The organism is Pseudomonas sp. B3(2017), assembly GCF_002113595.1.
Taxonomy (GTDB): Bacteria; Pseudomonadota; Gammaproteobacteria; order Pseudomonadales; family Pseudomonadaceae; genus Aquipseudomonas; species Aquipseudomonas ekonensis.
On the sequence record NZ_NEIU01000032.1, the window covers coordinates 1 to 20,860 of the forward strand.

Annotated in this window: 32 protein-coding genes; 1 reads left to right on the forward strand and 31 read right to left on the reverse strand. The window is 58.6% G+C overall.

Annotation, left to right across the window (positions count from 1 at the left end):
• Positions 1-191: 191 nt before the first annotated feature.
• Together CAG33_RS27280 and CAG33_RS27285 are read right to left on the reverse strand one after the other, a co-directional pair.
• On the reverse strand, positions 192-716 hold the full coding sequence (locus CAG33_RS27280; RefSeq protein WP_085585822.1) for a single-stranded DNA-binding protein: 525 nt from the start codon (positions 714-716) through the stop codon (positions 192-194).
• A gap of 9 nt (positions 717-725) precedes the next feature.
• A complete protein-coding gene (locus CAG33_RS27285) occupies positions 726-2,123 on the reverse strand; it encodes an MFS transporter (protein ID WP_085585820.1) in 1,398 nt (465 codons plus the stop codon).
• A 191-nt stretch (positions 2,124-2,314) separates the two neighbouring features.
• On the opposite strand from CAG33_RS27285, the gene uvrA reads away from it, so the two are divergent.
• Positions 2,315-5,149, forward strand: a complete 2,835-nt coding sequence (uvrA, locus tag CAG33_RS27290) for an excinuclease ABC subunit UvrA (RefSeq protein WP_085585818.1) — start codon at positions 2,315-2,317, stop codon at positions 5,147-5,149.
• A gap of 63 nt (positions 5,150-5,212) precedes the next feature.
• On the opposite strand, the gene bfr is transcribed toward uvrA, so the two are convergent.
• The 29 genes from bfr to rplC form a co-directional block, all read right to left on the reverse strand.
• A complete protein-coding gene (gene bfr / locus CAG33_RS27295; RefSeq protein ID WP_085585816.1) occupies positions 5,213-5,677 on the reverse strand; it encodes a bacterioferritin in 465 nt (154 codons plus the stop codon).
• Positions 5,678-5,826: 149 nt separating this feature from the next.
• A complete protein-coding gene (locus tag CAG33_RS27300) occupies positions 5,827-7,281 on the reverse strand; it encodes a catalase (RefSeq protein ID WP_085585814.1) in 1,455 nt (484 codons plus the stop codon).
• A 239-nt stretch (positions 7,282-7,520) separates the two neighbouring features.
• A complete protein-coding gene (gene rplQ, locus CAG33_RS27305) occupies positions 7,521-7,907 on the reverse strand; it encodes a 50S ribosomal protein L17 (protein WP_007955635.1) in 387 nt (128 codons plus the stop codon).
• A 42-nt stretch (positions 7,908-7,949) separates the two neighbouring features.
• Complete coding sequence (gene rpoA / locus CAG33_RS27310) at positions 7,950-8,951, reverse strand: DNA-directed RNA polymerase subunit alpha (RefSeq protein WP_003186012.1); 1,002 nt, start codon at positions 8,949-8,951, stop codon at positions 7,950-7,952.
• A 22-nt stretch (positions 8,952-8,973) separates the two neighbouring features.
• Positions 8,974-9,594, reverse strand: coding sequence for a 30S ribosomal protein S4 (gene rpsD / locus CAG33_RS27315; RefSeq protein ID WP_011063772.1), 621 nt, complete (start codon positions 9,592-9,594; stop codon positions 8,974-8,976).
• An 18-nt stretch (positions 9,595-9,612) separates the two neighbouring features.
• On the reverse strand, positions 9,613-10,002 hold the full coding sequence (gene rpsK / locus CAG33_RS27320) for a 30S ribosomal protein S11 (protein ID WP_002555466.1): 390 nt from the start codon (positions 10,000-10,002) through the stop codon (positions 9,613-9,615).
• Between the two features lie 30 nt (positions 10,003-10,032).
• Complete coding sequence (gene rpsM, locus CAG33_RS27325; RefSeq protein WP_003186020.1) at positions 10,033-10,389, reverse strand: 30S ribosomal protein S13; 357 nt, start codon at positions 10,387-10,389, stop codon at positions 10,033-10,035.
• 130 nt (positions 10,390-10,519) lie between these two features.
• Positions 10,520-10,636, reverse strand: coding sequence for a 50S ribosomal protein L36 (gene rpmJ, locus CAG33_RS27330; protein WP_002555468.1), 117 nt, complete (start codon positions 10,634-10,636; stop codon positions 10,520-10,522).
• Positions 10,637-10,663: 27 nt separating this feature from the next.
• Positions 10,664-11,992 (reverse strand): preprotein translocase subunit SecY, encoded by a 1,329-nt coding sequence (gene secY / locus CAG33_RS27335; RefSeq protein ID WP_003228718.1) that lies wholly within the window; start codon positions 11,990-11,992, stop codon positions 10,664-10,666.
• Positions 11,993-12,430 (reverse strand): 50S ribosomal protein L15, encoded by a 438-nt coding sequence (gene rplO / locus CAG33_RS27340; protein ID WP_085641218.1) that lies wholly within the window; start codon positions 12,428-12,430, stop codon positions 11,993-11,995.
• Between the two features lie 3 nt (positions 12,431-12,433).
• The gene (rpmD, locus tag CAG33_RS27345; RefSeq protein WP_026144795.1) at positions 12,434-12,610 is read right to left on the reverse strand and encodes a 50S ribosomal protein L30; all 177 of its coding nucleotides are present in this window, start codon (positions 12,608-12,610) and stop codon (positions 12,434-12,436) included.
• A gap of 2 nt (positions 12,611-12,612) precedes the next feature.
• Entirely contained in the window at positions 12,613-13,113 is a 501-nt protein-coding gene (rpsE, locus tag CAG33_RS27350; protein ID WP_085585812.1) for a 30S ribosomal protein S5, read from the reverse strand.
• A 3-nt stretch (positions 13,114-13,116) separates the two neighbouring features.
• Positions 13,117-13,467: a 50S ribosomal protein L18 gene (rplR, locus tag CAG33_RS27355; protein ID WP_085585810.1), complete on the reverse strand. Its 351-nt coding sequence runs from the start codon at positions 13,465-13,467 to the stop codon at positions 13,117-13,119.
• Positions 13,468-13,477: 10 nt separating this feature from the next.
• Positions 13,478-14,011: a 50S ribosomal protein L6 gene (rplF, locus tag CAG33_RS27360; RefSeq protein WP_085585808.1), complete on the reverse strand. Its 534-nt coding sequence runs from the start codon at positions 14,009-14,011 to the stop codon at positions 13,478-13,480.
• Positions 14,012-14,023: 12 nt separating this feature from the next.
• Positions 14,024-14,416, reverse strand: a complete 393-nt coding sequence (gene rpsH, locus CAG33_RS27365) for a 30S ribosomal protein S8 (protein WP_003228724.1) — start codon at positions 14,414-14,416, stop codon at positions 14,024-14,026.
• 208 nt (positions 14,417-14,624) lie between these two features.
• A complete protein-coding gene (rpsN, locus tag CAG33_RS27370) occupies positions 14,625-14,930 on the reverse strand; it encodes a 30S ribosomal protein S14 (RefSeq protein ID WP_022641375.1) in 306 nt (101 codons plus the stop codon).
• Positions 14,931-14,943: 13 nt separating this feature from the next.
• A complete protein-coding gene (rplE, locus tag CAG33_RS27375) occupies positions 14,944-15,483 on the reverse strand; it encodes a 50S ribosomal protein L5 (RefSeq protein ID WP_022641376.1) in 540 nt (179 codons plus the stop codon).
• A gap of 20 nt (positions 15,484-15,503) precedes the next feature.
• A complete protein-coding gene (rplX, locus tag CAG33_RS27380; RefSeq protein ID WP_003186046.1) occupies positions 15,504-15,818 on the reverse strand; it encodes a 50S ribosomal protein L24 in 315 nt (104 codons plus the stop codon).
• Between the two features lie 11 nt (positions 15,819-15,829).
• On the reverse strand, positions 15,830-16,198 hold the full coding sequence (gene rplN / locus CAG33_RS27385) for a 50S ribosomal protein L14 (protein WP_024778329.1): 369 nt from the start codon (positions 16,196-16,198) through the stop codon (positions 15,830-15,832).
• 23 nt (positions 16,199-16,221) lie between these two features.
• A complete protein-coding gene (gene rpsQ / locus CAG33_RS27390; RefSeq protein ID WP_003194644.1) occupies positions 16,222-16,488 on the reverse strand; it encodes a 30S ribosomal protein S17 in 267 nt (88 codons plus the stop codon).
• Between the two features lie 2 nt (positions 16,489-16,490).
• On the reverse strand, positions 16,491-16,682 hold the full coding sequence (gene rpmC / locus CAG33_RS27395; protein WP_002555481.1) for a 50S ribosomal protein L29: 192 nt from the start codon (positions 16,680-16,682) through the stop codon (positions 16,491-16,493).
• The gene (gene rplP / locus CAG33_RS27400) at positions 16,682-17,095 is read right to left on the reverse strand and encodes a 50S ribosomal protein L16 (protein ID WP_003228729.1); all 414 of its coding nucleotides are present in this window, start codon (positions 17,093-17,095) and stop codon (positions 16,682-16,684) included. Before rplP ends, rpmC begins: the two co-directional genes overlap by 1 nt.
• 12 nt (positions 17,096-17,107) lie before the next feature.
• A complete protein-coding gene (rpsC, locus tag CAG33_RS27405) occupies positions 17,108-17,794 on the reverse strand; it encodes a 30S ribosomal protein S3 (protein ID WP_003176422.1) in 687 nt (228 codons plus the stop codon).
• 13 nt (positions 17,795-17,807) lie between these two features.
• Positions 17,808-18,140, reverse strand: a complete 333-nt coding sequence (gene rplV / locus CAG33_RS27410) for a 50S ribosomal protein L22 (RefSeq protein ID WP_003304070.1) — start codon at positions 18,138-18,140, stop codon at positions 17,808-17,810.
• Positions 18,141-18,151: 11 nt separating this feature from the next.
• Entirely contained in the window at positions 18,152-18,427 is a 276-nt protein-coding gene (gene rpsS / locus CAG33_RS27415; RefSeq protein WP_085585806.1) for a 30S ribosomal protein S19, read from the reverse strand.
• Between the two features lie 16 nt (positions 18,428-18,443).
• Positions 18,444-19,268, reverse strand: a complete 825-nt coding sequence (gene rplB / locus CAG33_RS27420; RefSeq protein ID WP_011063775.1) for a 50S ribosomal protein L2 — start codon at positions 19,266-19,268, stop codon at positions 18,444-18,446.
• Between the two features lie 14 nt (positions 19,269-19,282).
• The gene (gene rplW, locus CAG33_RS27425; protein WP_002555488.1) at positions 19,283-19,582 is read right to left on the reverse strand and encodes a 50S ribosomal protein L23; all 300 of its coding nucleotides are present in this window, start codon (positions 19,580-19,582) and stop codon (positions 19,283-19,285) included.
• A complete protein-coding gene (rplD, locus tag CAG33_RS27430; protein WP_007924200.1) occupies positions 19,579-20,181 on the reverse strand; it encodes a 50S ribosomal protein L4 in 603 nt (200 codons plus the stop codon). The genes rplW and rplD overlap by 4 nt, the downstream gene beginning before the upstream one ends.
• A gap of 12 nt (positions 20,182-20,193) precedes the next feature.
• Positions 20,194-20,829 carry a 50S ribosomal protein L3 gene (rplC, locus tag CAG33_RS27435; RefSeq protein ID WP_085585804.1) on the reverse strand — a complete coding sequence of 212 codons (636 nt, stop codon included), beginning with the start codon at positions 20,827-20,829 and terminating at the stop codon, positions 20,194-20,196.
• Positions 20,830-20,860: the final 31 nt, after the last annotated feature.

Here is a 20,860-nt window from a genome sequence, read left to right on the forward strand (position 1 = left end):
GAAATCTCCCACGGGTCTGTACTGCGTCAACAGTCAGAATCCAGCCTAGTCCCTCCTCCTCCCTTCAAGTACCAGCATACAAGCCAGCCTGCTGGCGATGGCGACAGCCAAGGCACCGCCTCCCCCCAACGAAAAAGGCCCGTCGTGTTCAACGACGGGCCTTTTTCATTCAGCGCAGATGCAGCAGCGAATCAGAACGGAATGTCGTCATCGAAGCTGTCGAAGTCCGGAGCCGGCTGCGGTGCGGCCTGCTGCGGCGCCGGGCGCTGCTGCGGAGCCGACTGCTGAGGACGCGGAGCCTGCTGGCGCGGGGCCGACTGCTGGTAGTTGTTGCCGCCGCCCTGCTGGTAGTTGTTCTGGTCGCCCTGCTGCGGACGGCCACCCAGCAGCTGCATGGTGCCCTGCATGTCGACGATGATTTCGGTGGTGTAGCGCTTGATGCCGTCCTTTTCCCACTCGCGGGTCTGCAGCTTGCCTTCGATGTAGACCTGCGAACCTTTGCGCAGATACTCGCCGGCGATCTCGGCGACCTTGCCGAACATCGACACGCGGTGCCACTCGGTGCGCTCGACCTTCTGGCCGGTCTGCTTGTCGGTCCACTGCTCGCTGGTCGCCAGACTCAGGTTGGTCACGGCGTTACCGTTGGGCAGGTAGCGTACTTCGGGATCCTGGCCGCAAGTGCCGACCAAGATGACTTTGTTAACCCCACGGGCCATAACGTTCTCCTAGGCTTCGCAAGCCGCCTCGGCCGGGTTGTTCACCAGGCGTTCGAGGGTGGTGCGATCCACTAATTCTTTATCCAGTTTGATGTAGACCGCCGCTTCGTCGGCGACGATCACTGCATCTGTTACCCCTACGAGGGCCTTGAGGCGCTCGACCAGACCCGCTTCGCGGATCGCCTCGGGCGACAACGGCAAGCGCAGGCTCGTCACGTAGGGTGGTTCGCGCATGGTAACAGCAAAGGCCAGCCAAAGTGCAGCGAGGCCGGCACATCCGAGGAAGACAACCGACAGACCGCCATGCTGGAACAGCCAGCCGCCGAGGATCCCGCCCAGGGCGGAACCCAGGAACTGGCTGGTGGAGTACACGCCCATGGCCGTGCCCTTGCCGCCCGCCGGCGACACCTTGCTGATCAGCGACGGCAAGGACGCCTCCAGCAGGTTGAACGCGGTGAAGAACACCACCGTGCCGATCACCAGCGCCCGCAGGCTGTCGCCGAACTGCCAGAAGAATAGCTCAGTGAGCATCAGCGTCAGCACGGCGCCGAGCAAAACTCGTTTCATTTTGCGTCGCTTCTCGCCGTAGATGATGAACGGGATCATGGCGAAGAACGAGATCAGTAGCGCGGTGAGGTAGACCCACCAGTGCTGTTCCTTGGGCAGCCCGGCCTTTTCCACCAGGGCCAGGGGCAAGGCGACGAAGCTCGACATCAGCATCGCGTGCAGCACGAAGATGCCAAGGTCCAGGCGCAGCAGGTCCGGATGCTTGAGCGTCGGCAGCAGCGCCTGGCGGGCCACGCCGGACTCGCGGTGGCTCAACGGCCCGGTGGAGCGCGGCACCATGAACAGGATGATCGCGATGCCGACCAGCGCCATCGCGCCGGTGGCCAGGAACAGCCCGGACAGGCCGAACGCGCGGGTCAGCAGCGGCCCGACCACCATGGCCACGGCGAACGACAGGCCGATGGTCATGCCGATCATGGCCATGGCCTTGGTGCGGTGCTGTTCGCGGGTCAGGTCGGAGAGCAGCGCCATGACCGCCGCGGAAATCGCCCCGGCGCCCTGCAGGATCCGCCCGGCGATCACGCCCCAGATCGAATCGGCCTGGGCGGCCAGCACGCTGCCGAGGGCGAAGACCACCAGCCCCAGGTAGATCACCGGCCGGCGGCCGATGCGGTCGGAAATGATCCCGAACGGGATCTGGAAAAGCGCCTGGGTCAGGCCGTAAGCGCCGATCGCCAGCCCGATCAGGGCCGGGGTCGCTCCCGCCAGGTCCATGCCATAGGTCGCCAGCACCGGCAGCACCATGAACATGCCGAGCATACGGAAGGCGAACACCAGGGCCAGACCGCTCGCCGCGCGGGTCTCGCTGCCACTCATGCGTTCGCTGTGGGGATCGTGCATGGAAAAACCTCGTGTGAACCGGCGGCGATTCTACCAGTCCCACCGATTGACGGGATATATCGCGACGCTATGACGCGTGCAGATGAAATTCTCTTCATGCAAGGGAAAAATCCCTTCGCCCGATAGTGTGCATCCATCCAGTATTTAGCCTTATACTCCTGTGTTTTCGACGCCCGCCGAGCGAGGCCACTTTGGACAAGATCCTGATTCGTGGGGCCCGTACCCACAACCTGAAGAACATCGACCTGACCCTGCCGCGGGACAAGCTGATCGTCATCACCGGCCTGTCCGGATCCGGCAAGTCGTCCCTGGCCTTCGACACGCTGTACGCCGAAGGCCAGCGCCGCTATGTCGAGTCCCTGTCGGCCTACGCCCGGCAGTTCCTGTCGATGATGGAAAAACCCGACGTCGACACCATCGAAGGCCTGTCGCCGGCGATCTCCATCGAACAGAAGTCGACCTCGCACAACCCGCGCTCCACGGTCGGCACCATCACCGAAATCTACGACTACCTGCGCCTGCTCTACGCCCGTGTCGGCACGCCGCGCTGCCCGGACCACGACATCCCGCTGGAGGCGCAGACCGTCAGCCAGATGGTCGACCTGGTGCTGGCCGAGCCCGAAGGCAGCAAGCTGATGCTGCTGGCCCCGGTGATCCGCGAGCGCAAGGGCGAGCACCTGTCGGTGTTCGAAGAACTGCGCGCCCAGGGCTTCGTCCGGGCCCGGGTCAACGGCAAGCTCTTCGAGCTCGACGAGTTGCCGAAGCTGGACAAACAGAAGAAGCACACGATCGAGGTCGTGGTCGACCGCTTCAAGGTGCGCGCCGACCTGCAGCAGCGCCTGGCCGAGTCGTTCGAGACCGCACTGAAGCTCGCGGACGGCATCGCCCTGGTGGCGCCGATGGACGACGAACCGGGCGAGGAGATGATCTTCTCCGCGCGCTTCGCCTGCCCGGTCTGCGGCCACGCCATCAGCGAGCTGGAGCCGAAGCTGTTCTCCTTCAACAACCCGGCCGGCGCCTGCCCGACCTGCGACGGCCTGGGCGTGAAGCAGTTCTTCGACATCAAGCGCCTGGTCAACGGCGAACTGACCCTGGCCGAAGGCGCCATCCGCGGCTGGGACCGGCGCAACGTCTATTACTTCCAGATGCTGGGTTCCCTGGCGTCCCATTACGGGTTCAGCCTGGAGCAGCCGTTCAACCAGCTGTCCGCCGAGCACCAGAAGTACATCCTGCACGGCAGCGGCTCGCAGAACGTCGACTTCAAGTACCTCAACGACCGCGGCGACATCGTCAAGCGCTCGCACCCGTTCGAAGGCATCGTGCCGAACCTGGAGCGCCGCTACCGCGAGACCGAGTCGGCCAGCGTGCGCGAGGAGCTCGCCAAGTTCCTCAGCACCCAGGCTTGCCCGGATTGCCGCGGCACCCGCCTGCGCCGCGAAGCGCGGCACGTGTGGGTCGGCGAGAAGACCCTGCCGGCGGTGACCAACCTGCCGATCGGCGACGCCTGCGACTATTTCGGCGACCTGAAGATGACCGGCCGCCGCGGCGAGATCGCCGACAAGATCCTCAAGGAGATCCGCGAGCGCCTGCAGTTCCTGGTCAACGTCGGCCTCGACTACCTGTCGCTGGACCGCAGCGCCGACACCCTGTCCGGCGGCGAGGCCCAGCGGATCCGCCTGGCCAGCCAGATCGGCGCGGGCCTGGTCGGCGTCCTGTACATCCTCGACGAGCCGTCCATCGGCCTGCACCAGCGCGACAACGACCGGCTGCTGGGCACCCTCAAGCACCTGCGCGACATCGGCAACACGGTGATCGTGGTCGAACACGACGAAGACGCGATCCGCCTGGCCGACTACGTGGTGGACATCGGCCCGGGCGCCGGCGTCCATGGCGGGCAGATCGTGGCCGAGGGTTCGCCGGACGAAGTCATGGCGCATCCGGAGTCCCTGACCGGCAAGTACCTGTCGGGCCGGGTCAAGATTGAAGTGCCGGCCAAGCGCACACCGCGCAACAAGAAGCAGGTGCTGTCGCTCAAGGGCGCCCGCGGCAACAACCTGCGCAACGTCGACCTGGAAATCCCGATCGGCCTGCTGACCTGCGTGACCGGCGTGTCCGGCTCGGGCAAATCGACGCTGATCAACAACACGCTGTTCCCGCTGAGCGCCACCGCGCTGAACGGCGCCACCACCCTGGAAGCGGCGCCGCACGACAGCATCAAGGGCCTGGATCACCTCGACAAGGTGGTCGACATCGACCAGAGCCCCATCGGCCGGACGCCGCGCTCCAACCCGGCGACCTACACCGGGCTGTTCACGCCGATCCGCGAACTGTTCGCCGGCGTCCCCGAGTCCCGCTCCCGGGGCTACGGGCCGGGGCGCTTCTCGTTCAACGTCAAGGGCGGGCGCTGCGAGGCCTGCCAGGGCGACGGCCTGATCAAGGTGGAGATGCACTTCCTGCCGGACATCTACGTGCCGTGCGACGTGTGCAAGAGCAAGCGCTACAACCGCGAGACCCTTGAGATCAAATACAAGGGCAAGAGCATCCACGAAACCCTCGAAATGACCATCGAGGAAGCGCGGGAGTTCTTCGACGCGGTGCCGGCCCTGGCGCGCAAGCTGCAGACGCTGATGGACGTGGGGCTGTCGTACATCAAGCTCGGACAGTCGGCGACGACCCTGTCCGGCGGCGAGGCGCAACGGGTCAAGCTGTCCCGCGAGCTGTCCAAGCGCGACACCGGCAAGACCCTGTACATCCTCGACGAGCCGACCACAGGCCTGCACTTCGCCGACATCCAGCAACTGCTCGACGTGCTCCATCGCCTGCGCGACCACGGCAACACCGTGGTGGTGATCGAGCACAACCTGGATGTGATCAAGACGGCCGACTGGCTGGTGGACCTGGGGCCGGAAGGCGGATCGAAGGGCGGACAGATCATCGCCACCGGCACGCCGGAAGAAGTCGCCGAGATGCCGCAGTCGCACACCGGCCACTACCTCAAACCGTTGCTGATCCGCGACCGGGCCTGATCCCCGGGCATGAAAAAGCCCCGGTCACCGTGAGGTGGCCGGGGCTTTTTTACATCGCAACCCTCAAGCGTGGGATTGCAGGTAGTTCTCGAGACCGATCAGCTTGATCAGGCCCAACTGCTTTTCGAGCCAGTAGGTGTGGTCTTCTTCGGTGTCGTTGAGCTGAACCCGCAGGATCTCGCGGCTGACGTAGTCCTTGTGCTGCTCGCAGAGTTCGATGCCTTTGCACAGCGCGGCGCGAACCTTGTACTCCAGGCGCAGATCCGCTTCGAGCATTTCCGGCACGGTGGTGCCGACATCCAGGTCATCCGGGCGCATACGCGGAGTGCCTTCAAGCATCAGGATCCGGCGCATCAGCGCGTCTGCGTGACCGGCCTCTTCTTCCATCTCGTGGTTGATCCGTTCGTAGAGCTTGGTGAATCCCCAGTCCTCATACATCCGCGAGTGAACGAAATATTGGTCACGCGCGGCCAGTTCGCCGGTCAGCAACGTGTTGAGGTAATCGATAACGTCTGGGTGGCCTTGCATCGCCCTACATCTCCCTTCCTGAAAGTCTGTAGTTTGAACCAACCTGACTGGAAGGTCACCCGCTTCGCGCAATAAAAGCGAAGATATTCTTAGAAAACCAGCCTAAATAACGCAAAAACCGCCCTAATGAGGGCGGTTCTGCTTCTCGTTTAGACTTCGCTCAGCTGTACGTTGAGCAGCTTTGCGATCGCTTCTCCATACGCCGGGTCGGCCTTGAAGAAATGCTGCAGCTGGCGGTCGACGACATCGCTCGACACACCGGCCATTGCACCGGCGATGTTGCGGGTCAGCAACGCCTTCTGCTCGTCGCTCATCAGCCGGAACAGCGCACCGGCATGGCTGTAGTAGTCGGTGTCCTCACGGTGATCGTAGCGATCCGCAGCCCCACTGAGGACCAATGCCGGCTCCGCATAATGTGGTGCCTGCTTCGGCGACTCCACGTAGCTGTTCGGCTCGTAGTTGGGCGCAGCCCCGCCATTGCTGCCGAAGGCCATGGAACCGTCGCGCTGATAGGTGTTCACCGGGCTGCGCGGCGCATTCACCGGCAGTTGCTGGTGATTGGTGCCGACACGATAGCGGTGCGCATCAGCGTAGGCGAATACGCGACCTTGCAGCATGCGATCCGGCGACAGGCCGACGCCGGGCACCATGTTGCTTGGGCCGAACGCCGCTTGCTCGACCTCGGCGAAGTAGTTCAGCGGGTTGCGGTTAAGCTCGAGCTCGCCGACCTCGATCAACGGAAACTCCTTCTGCGACCAGGTCTTGGTGACATCGAACGGGTTCTCGTAATGCGCGGAGGCCTGGGCCTCGGTCATGATCTGAATGCACACGCGCCATTTCGGGAAATCACCGCGCTCGATGGCTTCGAACAGGTCACGCTGGGCGTAATCAGGATCGGTGCCGGCCAAACGGGCCGCGTCCGCCGGCGCCAGGTTCTTGATGCCTTGCAGGGTCTTGTAGTGCCACTTCACCCAATGACGCTCGCCGTTGGCATTGATCAAGCTGTAGGTGTGGCTGCCGAAACCGTGCATGTGACGGTATCCGTCAGGAATGCCGCGGTCGGAAAACAGGATCGTGACCTGGTGCAGCGCCTCCGGGGAATGCGACCAGAAATCCCACATGGCCTGTGCACTTTTCAGGTTGCTCTGCGGCAGGCGCTTTTGGGTGTGGATGAAGTCCGGGAACTTCAATGGGTCGCGAATGAAGAACACCGGCGTGTTGTTGCCGACGATGTCCCAGTTGCCTTCCTCGGTGTAGAACTTCAACGCGAAGCCGCGGGGATCGCGCTCGGTGTCCGCCGATCCGCGTTCACCGCCGACAGTGGAGAAGCGCAGGAATGTCGGGGTTTGCTTGCCGACCGCCGAGAACAGACTGGCCCGGGTGTACTGGGTGATGTCACGCGTGACCGTGAAGGTACCGTAAGCCCCCGAGCCTTTGGCGTGCACACGACGCTCCGGAATGTTTTCGCGGTTGAAGTGGGCAAGCTTCTCGATCAGATGAAAGTCATCCAACAGCAATGGGCCGCGCGGCCCGGCGGAACGGGAGTTCTGGTTGTCGGCGACAGGTGCGCCACTGGCGGTCGTAAGCGTCTTGCTCTGGCTCATGCGATCTTCTTCCTCTGTCAGTCTGGAACTGCCGGCTAATCGGCTTGGTGGGGAGTATTGACCATCACTTTGATAGCTACAAATTCATAAACTCGCAGGCAGCAATAGATATTTGCAATTACAAATCCCACGCCATAGTGACAACGGAAAGCAGCCATTGGCTTGTACGCAAGACGCATTTCTTGCGGGCACAAAAAAACCGGGCACCAGGCCCGGTTTTCTTGTTTCAGACTGACGTCTTACTCAGCGGATACAGCTTCGCCGCCGACAGCGCGATCAACCAGCTCGACGTACGCCATAGGAGCGTTGTCGCCAGCGCGGAAACCGCACTTGAGGATGCGCAGGTAGCCACCCTCACGGGTAGCGTAACGCTTGCCCAGATCGTTGAAGAGCTTGCCGACGATCGCTTTCGAACGAGTACGGTCGAAAGCCAGACGACGGTTAGCAACGCTGTCTGTCTTGGCCAGAGTGATCAGCGGCTCGGCAACGCGGCGCAGTTCTTTGGCTTTTGGCAGAGTAGTTTTGATCAGCTCGTGCTCGAACAGCGACACCGCCATGTTCTGGAACATAGCCTTACGGTGGGAGCTGGTGCGGCTCAGGTGACGACCACTTTTACGATGACGCATGGTTCATTCCTTACCAAACACAACGTTCGGTGATTACGACGATCAGGCAGTCGCCTTGTCGTCCTTCTTAAGACTTGCAGGCGGCCAGTTGTCGAGGCGCATGCCGAGGGACAGACCGCGGGAGGCCAGAACGTCCTTGATTTCGGTCAAGGATTTCTTGCCCAGGTTCGGAGTCTTCAACAGCTCTACTTCGGTGCGCTGAATCAGGTCGCCGATGTAGTAGATGTTTTCCGCCTTAAGGCAGTTGGCCGAACGTACAGTCAGTTCCAGATCGTCAACCGGGCGAAGCAGGATCGGATCGATCTCGTCTTCCTGCTCGACAACCACTGGCTCACTGTCACCTTTGAGGTCGACGAACGCAGCCAACTGCTGTTGCAGGATGGTTGCAGCACGACGGATGGCCTCTTCAGGATCCAGGGTACCGTTGGTTTCCAGATCAATAACCAGCTTGTCCAGGTTGGTGCGCTGCTCGACACGGGCGTTTTCCACCACGTATGCGATACGGCGAACCGGGCTGAACGAAGAGTCGAGCTGCAAGCGACCGATGCTGCGGCTTTCGTCTTCATCGCTTTGACGCGAGTCGGCCGGCTCATAACCACGACCACGAGCTACGGTGAGCTTCATGTTCAGGGCGCCGTTGGACGCCAGGTTAGCGATTACGTGATCGGGGTTAACGATCTCGACATCATGATCCAGCTGAATATCGGCAGCGGTAACCACCCCCGAACCCTTCTTCGACAAGGTCAGCGTAACTTCGTCACGGCCATGCAGCTTGATAGCCAGACCTTTAAGGTTCAACAGGATTTCAATTACGTCTTCCTGTACACCTTCGATGGCGCTGTACTCGTGGAGCACACCGTCAATCTCGGCCTCGACTACTGCGCAGCCGGGCATTGAGGACAACAGGATGCGGCGCAGCGCGTTGCCCAGGGTGTGGCCAAAACCACGCTCGAGAGGCTCGAGGGTGATCTTGGCGCGGGTTGGACTGACAACCTGCACATCAATATGGCGGGGTGTCAGGAACTCATTTACCGAAATCTGCATGGATGCACCTATTTTCTAGCCCTTACTTGGAGTAGAGCTCGACAATCAGGCTTTCGTTGATGTCGGCGGACAGATCACTGCGAGCTGGAACGTTCTTGAAAACGCCCGACTTCTTCTCAGTGTCTACTTCTACCCACTCTACGCGGCCACGTTGAGCACACAGATCGAGAGCTTGGACAATGCGAAGTTGGTTTTTTGCTTTCTCGCGAACAGCGACCACGTCACCAGCACGAACCTGGTAGGACGGAACGTTTACGGTCTGACCGTTAACGCTGATCGACTTGTGCGATACCAGCTGACGGGATTCGGCACGGGTGGAGCCGAAGCCCATACGGTATACGACGTTGTCCAGACGGCATTCGAGCAGTTGCAGCAGGTTTTCACCGGTTGCACCTTTCTTGCCAGCGGCTTGCTTGTAGTAGCCGCTGAACTGACGCTCGAGAACGCCGTAGATACGACGAACCTTCTGCTTCTCACGCAGTTGGGTGCCGTAGTCGGACTGGCGACCGCGGCGCTGGCCGTGGATACCAGGTGCTGCTTCAATGTTGCACTTCGATTCGATCGCGCGCACGCCGCTCTTCAGGAAGAGATCGGTGCCTTCGCGACGAGCCAGTTTGCATTTTGGACCAATGTAACGAGCCATTCTTTACAATCTCCTGGATTACACGCGGCGCTTCTTCGGCGGACGGCACCCGTTGTGCGGGATTGGCGTCACGTCGGTGATGCTGGCGATCTTGTAGCCACAGCCGTTCAGAGCGCGGACTGCGGATTCACGACCTGGACCTGGGCCCTTGACGTTCACGTCGAGGTTTTTCAGGCCGTATTCCAGCGCAGCTTGACCAGCACGCTCAGCAGCTACTTGAGCCGCGAACGGGGTGGACTTGCGGGAACCGCGGAAACCCGAACCACCGGAGGTAGCCCAGGAAAGAGCGTTACCTTGACGGTCGGTGATGGTCACGATGGTGTTGTTAAAAGAGGCATGGATGTGGGCGATGCCATCAACCACTGTCTTTTTAACTTTTTTACGAGGACGAGCAGCAGGTTTTGCCATGATTAAATTCCTGTCGATTCGCTGGGGCGATTACTTGCGGATCGGCTTACGCGGACCTTTACGGGTACGCGCGTTGGTCTTGGTACGCTGACCGCGTACTGGCAGACCACGACGATGACGCAGACCGCGATAGCAACCGAGGTCCATCAAGCGCTTGATTTTCATGTTGATTTCGCGACGCAGGTCACCTTCAGTGGTGAACTTCGCGACTTCGCCACGCAGCTGTTCAATTTGCTCGTCGCTCAGATCCTTGATCTTTGCTGCTGGGTTTACCCCAGTCACCGCACAGATTTTCTGCGCGGTAGTGCGACCGACACCATAGATGTAGGTCAGCGAGATAACAGTATGCTTGTTATCTGGAATGTTAACGCCTGCAATACGGGCCATTCAGTGGGACTCCAATTGACAGCTACCTACGCCCCGGAAGCCAAGAAATAGGGCGCGAGATAATATCGCTGTAATAACAAATAATCAACCCGGCAGCACACTAGCTGCCGGGCTTGAAGCACGATCACACTCAGCCTTGGCGCTGCTTGTGACGCGGTTCCGCGCTGCAAATTACTCGAACAACACCTTCGCGGCGAATAATCTTGCAGTTACGGCACAGCTTTTTCACCGATGCACGAACTTTCATCACCAACTCCTCGAACCTTATGGGTACTCAGCGCAACATGCCGCTGCCGTAACCCTTCAGGTTGGCTTTCTTCATCAGGGATTCGTACTGGTGCGAAACGAGGTGCGATTGTACTTGGGACATAAAGTCCATCACAACCACGACCACGATCAGCAACGAGGTCCCGCCAAGGTAGAACGGAACGTTTGCCGCAACCACCAGGAACTGGGGCAGCAGGCACACGGCCGTCATGTAAAGAGCACCGAACATGGTCAAGCGAGTCAGAACGCCATCAATGTAGCGCGCAGACTGCTCACCTGGACGGATGCCCGGAATAAAGGCACCGGACTTCTTCAGGTTTTCCGCTACGTCTTTCGGATTGAACATCAACGCCGTATAGAAGAAGCAGAAGAAAATAATCCCTGCACTAAACAGCAGAATATTCAACGGCTGACCAGGAGCGATCGACTGCGAGATGTCCTGCAACCAGCCCATACCTTCAGACTGACCGAACCAGGCACCCAACGAAGCCGGAAACAGCAGAATGCTGCTTGCGAAAATAGCCGGAATGACACCGGCCATGTTCACTTTCAGCGGCAAGTGGCTGGTCTGCGCAGCAAAGACCTTGCGGCCCTGCTGACGCTTGGCGTAGTGAACGGCGATACGACGCTGACCACGCTCAATGAACACCACGAAACCGATAATCGCTACTGCCAGCAGACCGATGGCAACCAGGGCGAAAATGTTGATGTCACCCTGACGCGCAGACTCGAAAGACTGCCCGATCGCTCTCGGAAGACCGGCGACGATACCCGAAAAAATCAGCATCGAGATACCGTTGCCTACACCACGCTCAGTAATCTGCTCACCCAGCCACATCATGAACATCGCGCCAGCCACAAACGTGGATACCGCGACGAAATGGAAGCCGAAGTCACCAGTGAACGCAACGCCCTGCCCCGCCAGGCCAATGGACATGCCAATGGCCTGAACGAGAGCTAGGACGACGGTGCCGTAGCGGGTGTACTGGCTGATCTTGCGACGGCCAGCTTCACCTTCCTTCTTCAACTGCTCCAGCTGCGGGCTGACGGCGGTCATCAGCTGCATGATGATCGATGCCGAAATGTACGGCATGATCCCCAGTGCAAAGATGCTCATCCGCTCCAGCGCGCCGCCGGAAAACATGTTGAACAAGCTAAGAATGGTCCCCTCATTCTGTCGAAACAGGTCTGCGAGACGGTCCGGGTTGATACCTGGAACCGGGATGTGTGCGCCTATTCGGTAGACGATGATCGCCAGGAACAGAAAACGCAGACGAGCCCAGAGTTCAGACATACCGCCTTTGCCGAGCGCAGAGAGAGCACCTTGCTTAGCCATTTATTCCTCGAACTTGCCGCCAGCTGCTTCGATAGCCGCGTGCGCACCTTTGGTGGCGCCGATTCCCTTGCCGATAGTGACAGCGCGAGTCACTTCACCGGACAGCATGATTTTCACGCGCTGTACGTTGACGTTGATCACGTTGGCATCTTTCAGGGACTGCACGGTGACGATGTCGCCTTCCACTTTGGCCAGCTCGGACAGACGCACTTCTGCGCGGTCCATGGCATTCAGGGAAACGAAACCGAACTTCGGCAGGCGACGGTGCAGCGGCTGTTGACCGCCTTCAAAGCCTGGAGCGATGGTGCCACCGGAACGGGAGGTCTGACCTTTGTGACCACGGCCACCAGTCTTACCCAAACCGCTACCGATACCACGGCCCGGACGATGCTTTTCGCGACGGGAACCCGGCGCTGGACTCAGATCATTGAGTTTCATCGATTAACCCTCGACACGCAGCATGTAGTAGGCCTTGTTGATCATCCCGCGATTCTCGGGAGTATCCTGGACTTCTACAGTGTGACCGATGCGACGCAGACCCAGACCCTTCACGCACAGTTTGTGGCTAGGGATGCGGCCGCTGGTGCTTTTGATCAGCGTTACTTTTACGGTAGCCATGATCAGACGATCTCCTCAACGCGCTTGCCACGCTTGGCGGCAATGGATTCAGGAGACTGCATGGCCTTCAGACCCTTGAAAGTGGCGTGAACCACGTTTACAGGGTTGGTCGAGCCGTAGCACTTGGCCAGAACGTTCTGAACGCCAGCAACTTCGAGAACGGCACGCATTGCGCCGCCAGCGATGATACCGGTACCTTCAGAAGCAGGCTGCATGTACACCTTCGACGCGCCGTGGGCGGACTTGGTGGCGTACTGCAGGGTGGTGCCGTTCAGATCAACCTGGATCATGTTGCGGCGAGCAGCTTCCATTGCCTTCTGGATCGCAGCAGGCACTTCACGCGACTTGCCACGGCCGAAGCCAACGCGACCCTTGCCATCACCCACCACGGTCAGCGCGGTGAAAGTGAAGATACGGCCGCCTTTAACGGTTTTGGCTACGCGGTTAACTTGAACCAGCTTCTCGATGTAGCCTTCGTCGCGCTTTTGGTCGTTATTTGACATAACTTAGAACTCCAGCCCAGCTTCACGAGCAGCATCAGCCAGCGCCTTAACGCGGCCGTGGTACTTGAAGCCAGAGCGGTCGAAAGCCACCTGCGAGACGCCCACGGCCTTAGCACGCGTAGCGACCAGCTGGCCAACCTTAGTGGCCGCGTCGATGTTGCCGGTGGCACCATCACGCAGTTCTTTATCCAAAGTCGAGGCGCTGGCCAGGACTTTGTTGCCGTCGGCCGAAATGACCTGGGCGTAGATGTGCTGCGAAGAGCGGAACACGCAGAGACGCACGACTTCGAGTTCGTGCATTTTCAGGCGTGCTTTGCGAGCGCGACGCAGTCGAGTAACTTTTTTGTCGGTCATTTGCTATGCCCTACTTCTTCTTGGCTTCTTTACGACGGACGACTTCGTCCGCGTAGCGCACACCTTTACCTTTGTAAGGCTCTGGTGGACGGAAGTCGCGGATCTCGGCGGCCACTTGACCTACCAGCTGCTTGTCGATGCCCTTGATCAGGATATCGGTCTGGCTAGGAGTCTCAGCAGTGATGCCTGCCGGCAGTTCGTAATCCACAGGGTGCGAGAAGCCAAGAGCCAGGTTCAGAACCTGACCTTTTGCTTGCGCCTTGTAACCAACACCGACCAGCTGGAGCTTGCGCTCGAAGCCTTGGCTTACGCCTTGGACCATGTTGTTTACCAACGCACGAGTGGTACCGGCCATTGCGCGGGTCTGTTGATCGCCATTGCGAGCAGCGAAACGCAGCTCACCGGCTTCTTCAACGATCTCAACGGACGAATGGACGTTCAGTTCGAGAGTGCCCTTGGCACCCTTCACCGAAAGCTGTTGGCCTACGAATTTGATTTCGACGCCGGCCGGCAGCTTAACGGGGTTCTTAGCGACGCGAGACATGCTTATCCCCCCTTAGAACACTGTGCAAAGAACTTCGCCGCCGACACCGGCAGCGCGCGCAGCACGATCAGTCATCACACCTTTGTTGGTGGAGACGATAGACACGCCGAGGCCGCCACGTACTTTTGGCAGATCTTCGACGGACTTGTACTGGCGCAGGCCTGGACGGCTGACGCGCTTGACTTCCTCGATGACCGGACGGCCTTCGAAGTACTTCAGCTCGATGGACAGCAGAGGTTTGGTTTCGCTGCTGATCTGATAACCCGCGATGTAACCTTCGTCCTTCAGGACTTTTGCTACAGCCACCTTCAGCGTGGAAGACGGCATGCTTACGACGGACTTTTCAGCCATCTGGGCATTACGGATTCGAGTTAGCATGTCCGCTAACGGGTCCTGCATACTCATGGGCTAGACGCTCCTAAAACAGAAAAATTAGCCTTGCGGCTACTACTTGTCGCCGAGAAACTCCGGGCACAAAAAACACGGGCTCAGGCGAGCCGGTCATTCTAGACACCCCCCGGAAATGAATCAAGCCCCAAAAGGGGCTTGATTCAAGTTCAAGACCACCGGCGGTCAGACTCTTTCGAGCGAACCACCGGGGTTTTGAAGGCGCTTACCAGCTGGCTTTCACCAGACCTGGCACGTCACCACGCATGGCAGCTTCACGCAGCTTGTTACGGCCCAGGCCGAACTTGCGGTAAACGCCGTGCGGACGACCGGTCAGGCGGCAACGGTTACGCATGCGCGAGGCGCTTGCGTCACGTGGTTGCTTCTGCAGGGCTACGGTAGCTTCCCAACGCGCTTCTGGACTTGCGTTCAGATCGACGATGATAGCTTTCAGCGCTGCACGCTTGGCGGCGTACTTGGCAACGGTGAGCTGACGCTTCAGCTCACGGTTCTTCATGCTCTTCTTGGCCATTTTCCTACTCCAATCAGTTGCGGAACGGGAATTTGAAAGCACGCAGCAGAGCGCGGCCTTCGTCATCGTTCTTGGCAGTGGTGGTCAGGGTAATGTCCAGACCGCGCAGAGCATCGATCTTGTCGTAGTCGATTTCCGGGAAGATGATCTGCTCTTTCACGCCCATGCTGTAGTTGCCACGACCGTCAAAGGACTTGGCATTCAGGCCGCGGAAGTCGCGAACCCGAGGCAGGGAGATCGACAGCAGACGATCCAGGAACTCGTACATACGCTCACGGCGCAGGGTCACTTTGACACCGATCGGCCAACCTTCGCGGACTTTGAAGCCTGCGATGGATTTACGAGCGTGAGTCACAACGACTTTTTGGCCGGTGATCTTTTCCAGGTCAGCTACCGCGTGCTCGATGACTTTCTTGTCACCGATCGCTTCGCCCAGACCCATGTTCAGAGTGATTTTGGTAACGCGCGGAACTTCCATCACGTTCGAAAGCTTAAGTTCTTCCTTAAGTTTCGGTGCGATTTCCTTCCGGTAAATCTCTTGGAGTCGTGCCATGGTCTTCTACCTAGCAGTGTTCAAGCATCAACCGCTTTTTGGGTCGACTTGAAGACACGAATTTTCTTACCGTCTTCTACTTTGAAACCAACGCGGTCAGCCTTGTTGGTTTCGCCGTTGAAGATGGCGACGTTGGAAGCGTGCAGTGGCGCTTCTTTCTCGACGATACCGCCCTGTACGCCCGACATCGGGTTAGGCTTGGTATGACGCTTGACCAGGTTCAGACCACCGACAACCAGACGGTTGTCAGCGAGAACCTTCAGCACCTTACCGCGCTTACCTTTGTCTTTGCCGGCGATCACGATGATCTCGTCGTCACGACGAATCTTTTGCATGTCGGATCTCCTTACAGCACTTCTGGGGCGAGCGAGACGATCTTCATGAACTTCTCGGTACGAAGTTCACGGGTCACTGGCCCAAAGATACGGGTGCCGATCGGCTCTTGCTTGTTGTTCAGCAGAACAGCAGCGTTGCCATCAAAGCGGATAATGGAGCCATCAGCACGACGTACGCCGTGACGGGTACGGACTACGACAGCAGTCATTACCTGGCCTTTTTTCACTTTACCGCGAGGAATCGCTTCCTTCACGGTAACCTTGATGATGTCGCCAATGGCAGCGTAACGACGATGGGAGCCACCCAGCACCTTGATGCACATAACGCGGCGAGCGCCGCTGTTATCGGCCACATCGAGCATGGATTGAGTCTGAATCATATAATTTCTCCGACCCCTAGCCCTTAGACTTCCACAGCGCGTTCGAGAACATCAACCAGCGCCCAAGACTTGGTCTTGGCCATCGGACGAGTTTCACGAATAGTGACTTTGTCGCCGATGTGGCACTGATTGGTTTCGTCGTGCGCGTGCAGCTTAGTCGAACGCTTAACGTATTTACCGTAGATCGGGTGCTTAACGCGACGCTCGATCAGAACGGTGATGGTTTTGTCCATCTTGTCGCTGACAACACGGCCAGTCAGCGTACGGACAGTTTTTTCGGCTTCAGCCATGATCACTTACCTGCCTGCTGGTTGAGCACAGTTTTCACGCGAGCGATGTCACGCTTAACTTGCGAGAGCAGATGAGACTGCCCCAACTGGCCAGTTGCCTTCTGCATGCGCAGATTGAACTGGTCGCGCAGCAGGCCGAGCAGTTGCTCGTTCAGCTGCTGTGCGGATTTTTCACGAAGTTCATTCGCTTTCATCACATCACCGTCCGTTTAACAAAGGAGGTGGCGAGCGGCAGCTTTGCAGCAGCCAGGGCGAAAGCCTCACGCGCCAGCTCTTCAGAAACACCCTCGATTTCATACAGGACTTTGCCTGGCTGAATCTGGGCAACCCAGTATTCGACGTTACCCTTACCTTTACCCATCCGAACTTCGAGTGGTTTTTTGGAGATAGGCTTGTCCGGGAATACACGGATCCAGATCTTGCCGCCACGTTTTACGTGACGGGTCAGGGCACGACGTGCCGACTCGATCTGACGAGCGGTGAGACGACCACGAGCAACAGACTTCAGCGCGAACTCGCCGAAGCTGACTTTGCTACCGCGCAGTGCCAGACCACGGTTGTGGCCGGTCATTTGCTTGCGGAACTTCGTACGCTTTGGTTGCAACATTTGGCGTACCCCTTACTTAGCAGCTTTTTTACGAGGCGCTGGTGCTTGCGGCTTCAGCTCTTCCTGGCGACCACCAATCACTTCGCCTTTGAAGATCCAAACCTTTACACCGATCACACCGTAGGTGGTGTGAGCTTCGTAGTTGGCATAGTCGATGTCGGCACGCAGGGTGTGCAGAGGCACACGACCTTCGCGATACCATTCAGTACGTGCGATTTCAGCACCGCCGAGACGACCGCTCACTTGGATTTTGATGCCTTTGGCACCAATGCGCATGGCGTTCTGTACGGCGCGCTTCATGGCGCGACGGAACATCACACGACGCTCCAGCTGCTGAGCTACGCTCTGGGCAACCAGCATACCGTCGAGCTCCGGCTTGCGGATCTCTTCGATATTGATGTGCACAGGCACACCCATTTGCTTGGTCAGGTCCTGACGCAGTTTTTCAACATCTTCACCTTTCTTCCCGATAACGATACCTGGACGAGCGGTGTGGATGGTGATGCGTGCAGTTTGAGCCGGACGATGAATATCGATACGGCTTACGGACGCGCTTTTTAGTTTGTCTTGGAGGTACTCACGCACCTTCAGATCAGCGAACAGGTAGTCCGCATAAGTCCGACCGTCTGCGTACCAGACGGAGGTGTGCTCCTTGACGATTCCCAGGCGAATGCCAATGGGATGTACTTTCTGACCCATCTCTTCGACTCCGTTACTTGTCAGCAACCTTGACAGTGATATGGCAAGACCGCTTGACGATGCGATCAGCACGGCCTTTGGCACGCGGCATGATGCGCTTCAGCGAACGCCCTTCGTTGACGAACACGGTGCTGACCTTCAGGTCATCAACGTCTGCGCCTTCGTTATGCTCGGCGTTGGCTACGGCCGACTCCAGCACTTTCTTCATGATCTCGGCGGCTTTCTTACTGCTGAAAGCCAGCAGGTTGAGCGCATCGCCCACCTTCTTCCCGCGGATCTGGTCGGCGACCAAGCGGGCTTTCTGGGCGGAGATTCGAGCGCCCGACAACTTAGCGGCTACTTCCATTTCCTTACCCCTTAACGCTTGGCTTTCTTGTCTGCCACGTGCCCGCGATAGTTGCGGGTACCGGCGAACTCGCCCAGTTTGTGGCCGACCATGTCTTCGTTGACGAGAACTGGGACGTGCTGACGACCGTTGTGTACTGCGATGGTCAGACCGACCATTTGTGGCAGGATCATCGAACGACGCGACCAGGTCTTAACTGGTTTGCGATCGTTCTTTTCCGCCGCCACTTCGATCTTCTTCAGTAGGTGAAGATCAATAAATGGACCTTTTTTCAGAGAACGTGGCACTGTCGTATCCCTCTATTTACTTGCGACGACGGACGATCATTTTGTCGGTACGCTTATTACCACGAGTCTTCGCGCCCTTAGTCGGGAAGCCCCATGGCGATACCGGATGACGACCACCAGAGGTACGACCTTCACCACCACCATGTGGGTGGTCAACCGGGTTCATGGCAACACCACGAACGGTTGGGCGAACGCCACGCCAGCGTTTGGCACCGGCTTTACCCAGCGAACGCAGGCTGTGCTCGGAGTTCGAGACTTCGCCCAGGGTCGCACGGCATTCAGCCAGGACTTTACGCATTTCACCGGAACGCAGACGCAGGGTTACATAAACGCCTTCACGAGCGACCAGCTGAGCCGAAGCACCAGCGGAACGTGCGATCTGTGCGCCTTTACCTGGCTTCAGTTCGATGCCGTGTACGGTGCTACCAACTGGAATGTTGCGCAGCTGCAGAGCGTTGCCCGGCTTGATCGGTGCCAGGGCACCTGCGATCAGCTGGTCGCCAGCGCTCACGCCTTTAGGGGCGATGATGTAGCGACGCTCGCCATCTGCGTACAGCAGCAGGGCGATGTGAGCGGTACGGTTTGGATCGTATTCGATACGCTCGACAGTGGCAGCGATGCCATCTTTGTCGTTGCGACGGAAGTCGACCAGACGGTAATGCTGCTTATGACCACCACCAACGTGACGAGTGGTGATGCGGCCATTGTTGTTACGACCACCAGACTTCGATTTTTTCTCGAGCAGCGGTGCGTGAGGAGCGCCTTTGTGCAGCTCCTGGTTGACCACCTTGACCACAAAACGGCGGCCAGGGGAAGTCGGTTTGCATTTAACGATTGCCATGATGCACCCCTTCCTTACTCAGCACTGCTGCTGAAATCGAGATCTTGGCCTGGCTGAAGGGAGATAACTGCCTTCTTCCAGTCATTACGCTTGCCCAGACCGCGAGCGGTACGCTTGCTCTTACCCAGAACGTTCAGGGTAGTCACGCGTTCTACTTTCACGCTGAACAGGCTTTCGACGGCCTTCTTGATTTCCAGCTTGGTTGCGTCAGTGGCAACCTTGAAAACGAACTGGCCTTTCTTGTCTGCCAGAACCGTAGCCTTCTCGGAAACGTGCGGGCCAAGCAGAACTTTAAATACGCGTTCCTGGTTCATCCCAGCAGCTCCTCGAATTTCTTCACGGCCGACACGGTGATCAACACCTTGTCGTATGCGATCAGACTAACTGGATCGGAACCTTGCACGTCACGTACATCTACGTGCGGCAGGTTGCGAGCAGCCAGGTACAGGTTCTGGTCAACAGCGTCCGACACGATCAGAACGTCGGTCAGGCTCATGTTGTTCAGCTTACCCAGCAGATCTTTGGTTTTCGGAGTTTCAACAGCGAAATCCTGAACCACGACCAGACGATCAGTACGCACCAGCTCAGCAAGAATGGAACGCATTGCTGCGCGATACATCTTCTTGTTCAGCTTCTGGGAGTGATCTTGTGGACGAGCTGCGAAGGTGGTGCCGCCGCCGCGCCAGATTGGGCTACGGATAGTACCGGCACGAGCACGGCCAGTACCTTTCTGACGCCATGGGCGCTTGCCGCCACCGGAAACGTCGGAACGGGTCTTCTGCTGCTTGCTACCTTGACGGCCGCCAGCCATGTAGGCCACGACTGCTTGGTGAACCAGCGTCTCGTTGAACTCGCCGCCAAATGTCAGTTCGGAAACTTCGATCGCTTGAGCGTCATTTACATTTAATTGCATGTCAGCTTCCCCTTAACCGCGAGCCTTGGCTGCTGGACGTACAACCACGTTGCCGCCAGTAGCGCCAGGAACAGCGCCCTTGACCAACAACAGATTGCGTTCAGCGTCCACGCGCACTACTTCGAGGGACTGTACGGTCACGCGCTCAGCGCCCATATGACCGGACATTTTCTTGCCCTTGAATACACGACCAGGAGTCTGGCACTGGCCGATAGAGCCTGGGACGCGGTGGGATACGGAGTTACCGTGGGTGTTATCTTGCCCGCGGAAATTCCAGCGCTTGATCGTACCCTGGAAGCCTTTACCCTTGGACTGACCGGTCACGTCGACCAGTTGACCAGCGGCGAAGATTTCAGCGTTGATCAGGTCGCCGGCCTTGTATTCGCCTTCTTCAAGACGGAATTCCAGGACGGTACGACCGGCAGCAACGTTCGCCTTGGCGAAGTGGCCTGCCTGAGCAGCTGTTACGCGCGAAGCACGACGCTCGCCGACAGTGACTTGCACTGCACGATAGCCATCGGTCTCTTCAGTTTTGAACTGGGTGACGCGATTCGGCTCGATCTCGATGACCGTGACCGGAATGGAGACACCTTCTTCGGTGAAAATACGGGTCATACCGCATTTACGACCGACTACACCAATAGTCATGTTGTAAACCTCATGAGTGTACGGGGCTTTC

Bases quoted from the DNA above. Each gene is read 5' to 3' on its own strand.
- CAG33_RS27280 (WP_085585822.1), bottom strand. From the start codon at position 716: ATGGCCCGTGGGGTTAACAAAGTCATCTTGGTCGGCACTTGCGGCCAG.
- CAG33_RS27285 (WP_085585820.1), bottom strand. From the start codon at position 2,123: ATGCACGATCCCCACAGCGAACGCATGAGTGGCAGCGAGACCCGCGCG.
- bfr (WP_085585816.1), bottom strand. From the start codon at position 5,677: ATGCAAGGCCACCCAGACGTTATCGATTACCTCAACACGTTGCTGACC.
- CAG33_RS27300 (WP_085585814.1), bottom strand. From the start codon at position 7,281: ATGAGCCAGAGCAAGACGCTTACGACCGCCAGTGGCGCACCTGTCGCC.
- rplQ (WP_007955635.1), bottom strand. From the start codon at position 7,907: ATGCGTCATCGTAAAAGTGGTCGTCACCTGAGCCGCACCAGCTCCCAC.
- rpoA (WP_003186012.1), bottom strand. From the start codon at position 8,951: ATGCAGATTTCGGTAAATGAGTTCCTGACACCCCGCCATATTGATGTG.
- rpsD (WP_011063772.1), bottom strand. From the start codon at position 9,594: ATGGCTCGTTACATTGGTCCAAAATGCAAACTGGCTCGTCGCGAAGGC.
- rpsK (WP_002555466.1), bottom strand. From the start codon at position 10,002: ATGGCAAAACCTGCTGCTCGTCCTCGTAAAAAAGTTAAAAAGACAGTG.
- rpsM (WP_003186020.1), bottom strand. From the start codon at position 10,389: ATGGCCCGTATTGCAGGCGTTAACATTCCAGATAACAAGCATACTGTT.
- rpmJ (WP_002555468.1), bottom strand. From the start codon at position 10,636: ATGAAAGTTCGTGCATCGGTGAAAAAGCTGTGCCGTAACTGCAAGATT.
- secY (WP_003228718.1), bottom strand. From the start codon at position 11,992: ATGGCTAAGCAAGGTGCTCTCTCTGCGCTCGGCAAAGGCGGTATGTCT.
- rplO (WP_085641218.1), bottom strand. From the start codon at position 12,430: ATGAAACTCAATGATCTGAGTCCAGCGCCGGGTTCCCGTCGCGAAAAG.
- rpmD (WP_026144795.1), bottom strand. From the start codon at position 12,610: ATGGCTACCGTAAAAGTAACGCTGATCAAAAGCACCAGCGGCCGCATC.
- rpsE (WP_085585812.1), bottom strand. From the start codon at position 13,113: ATGTCAAATAACGACCAAAAGCGCGACGAAGGCTACATCGAGAAGCTG.
- rplR (WP_085585810.1), bottom strand. From the start codon at position 13,467: ATGACCGACAAAAAAGTTACTCGACTGCGTCGCGCTCGCAAAGCACGC.
- rplF (WP_085585808.1), bottom strand. From the start codon at position 14,011: ATGTCTCGCGTCGCTAAGAACCCCGTTAAGCTGCCGGCCGGCGTCGAA.
- rpsH (WP_003228724.1), bottom strand. From the start codon at position 14,416: ATGAGTATGCAGGACCCGTTAGCGGACATGCTAACTCGAATCCGTAAT.
- rpsN (WP_022641375.1), bottom strand. From the start codon at position 14,930: ATGGCCAAGAAGAGCATGAAGAACCGTGAGCTGAAGCGTCAGCTCACC.
- rplE (WP_022641376.1), bottom strand. From the start codon at position 15,483: ATGGCACGACTCCAAGAGATTTACCGGAAGGAAATCGCACCGAAACTT.
- rplX (WP_003186046.1), bottom strand. From the start codon at position 15,818: ATGCAAAAGATTCGTCGTGACGACGAGATCATCGTGATCGCCGGCAAA.
- rplN (WP_024778329.1), bottom strand. From the start codon at position 16,198: ATGATTCAGACTCAATCCATGCTCGATGTGGCCGATAACAGCGGCGCT.
- rpsQ (WP_003194644.1), bottom strand. From the start codon at position 16,488: ATGGCTGAAGCCGAAAAAACTGTCCGTACGCTGACTGGCCGTGTTGTC.
- rpmC (WP_002555481.1), bottom strand. From the start codon at position 16,682: ATGAAAGCGAATGAACTTCGTGAAAAATCCGCACAGCAGCTGAACGAG.
- rplP (WP_003228729.1), bottom strand. From the start codon at position 17,095: ATGTTGCAACCAAAGCGTACGAAGTTCCGCAAGCAAATGACCGGCCAC.
- rpsC (WP_003176422.1), bottom strand. From the start codon at position 17,794: ATGGGTCAGAAAGTACATCCCATTGGCATTCGCCTGGGAATCGTCAAG.
- rplV (WP_003304070.1), bottom strand. From the start codon at position 18,140: ATGGAAGTAGCCGCTAAGTTGTCGGGCGCTCGAATCTCCGCCCAGAAA.
- rplB (WP_011063775.1), bottom strand. From the start codon at position 19,268: ATGGCAATCGTTAAATGCAAACCGACTTCCCCTGGCCGCCGTTTTGTG.
- rplW (WP_002555488.1), bottom strand. From the start codon at position 19,582: ATGAACCAGGAACGCGTATTTAAAGTTCTGCTTGGCCCGCACGTTTCC.
- rplD (WP_007924200.1), bottom strand. From the start codon at position 20,181: ATGCAATTAAATGTAAATGACGCTCAAGCGATCGAAGTTTCCGAACTG.
- rplC (WP_085585804.1), bottom strand. From the start codon at position 20,829: ATGACTATTGGTGTAGTCGGTCGTAAATGCGGTATGACCCGTATTTTC.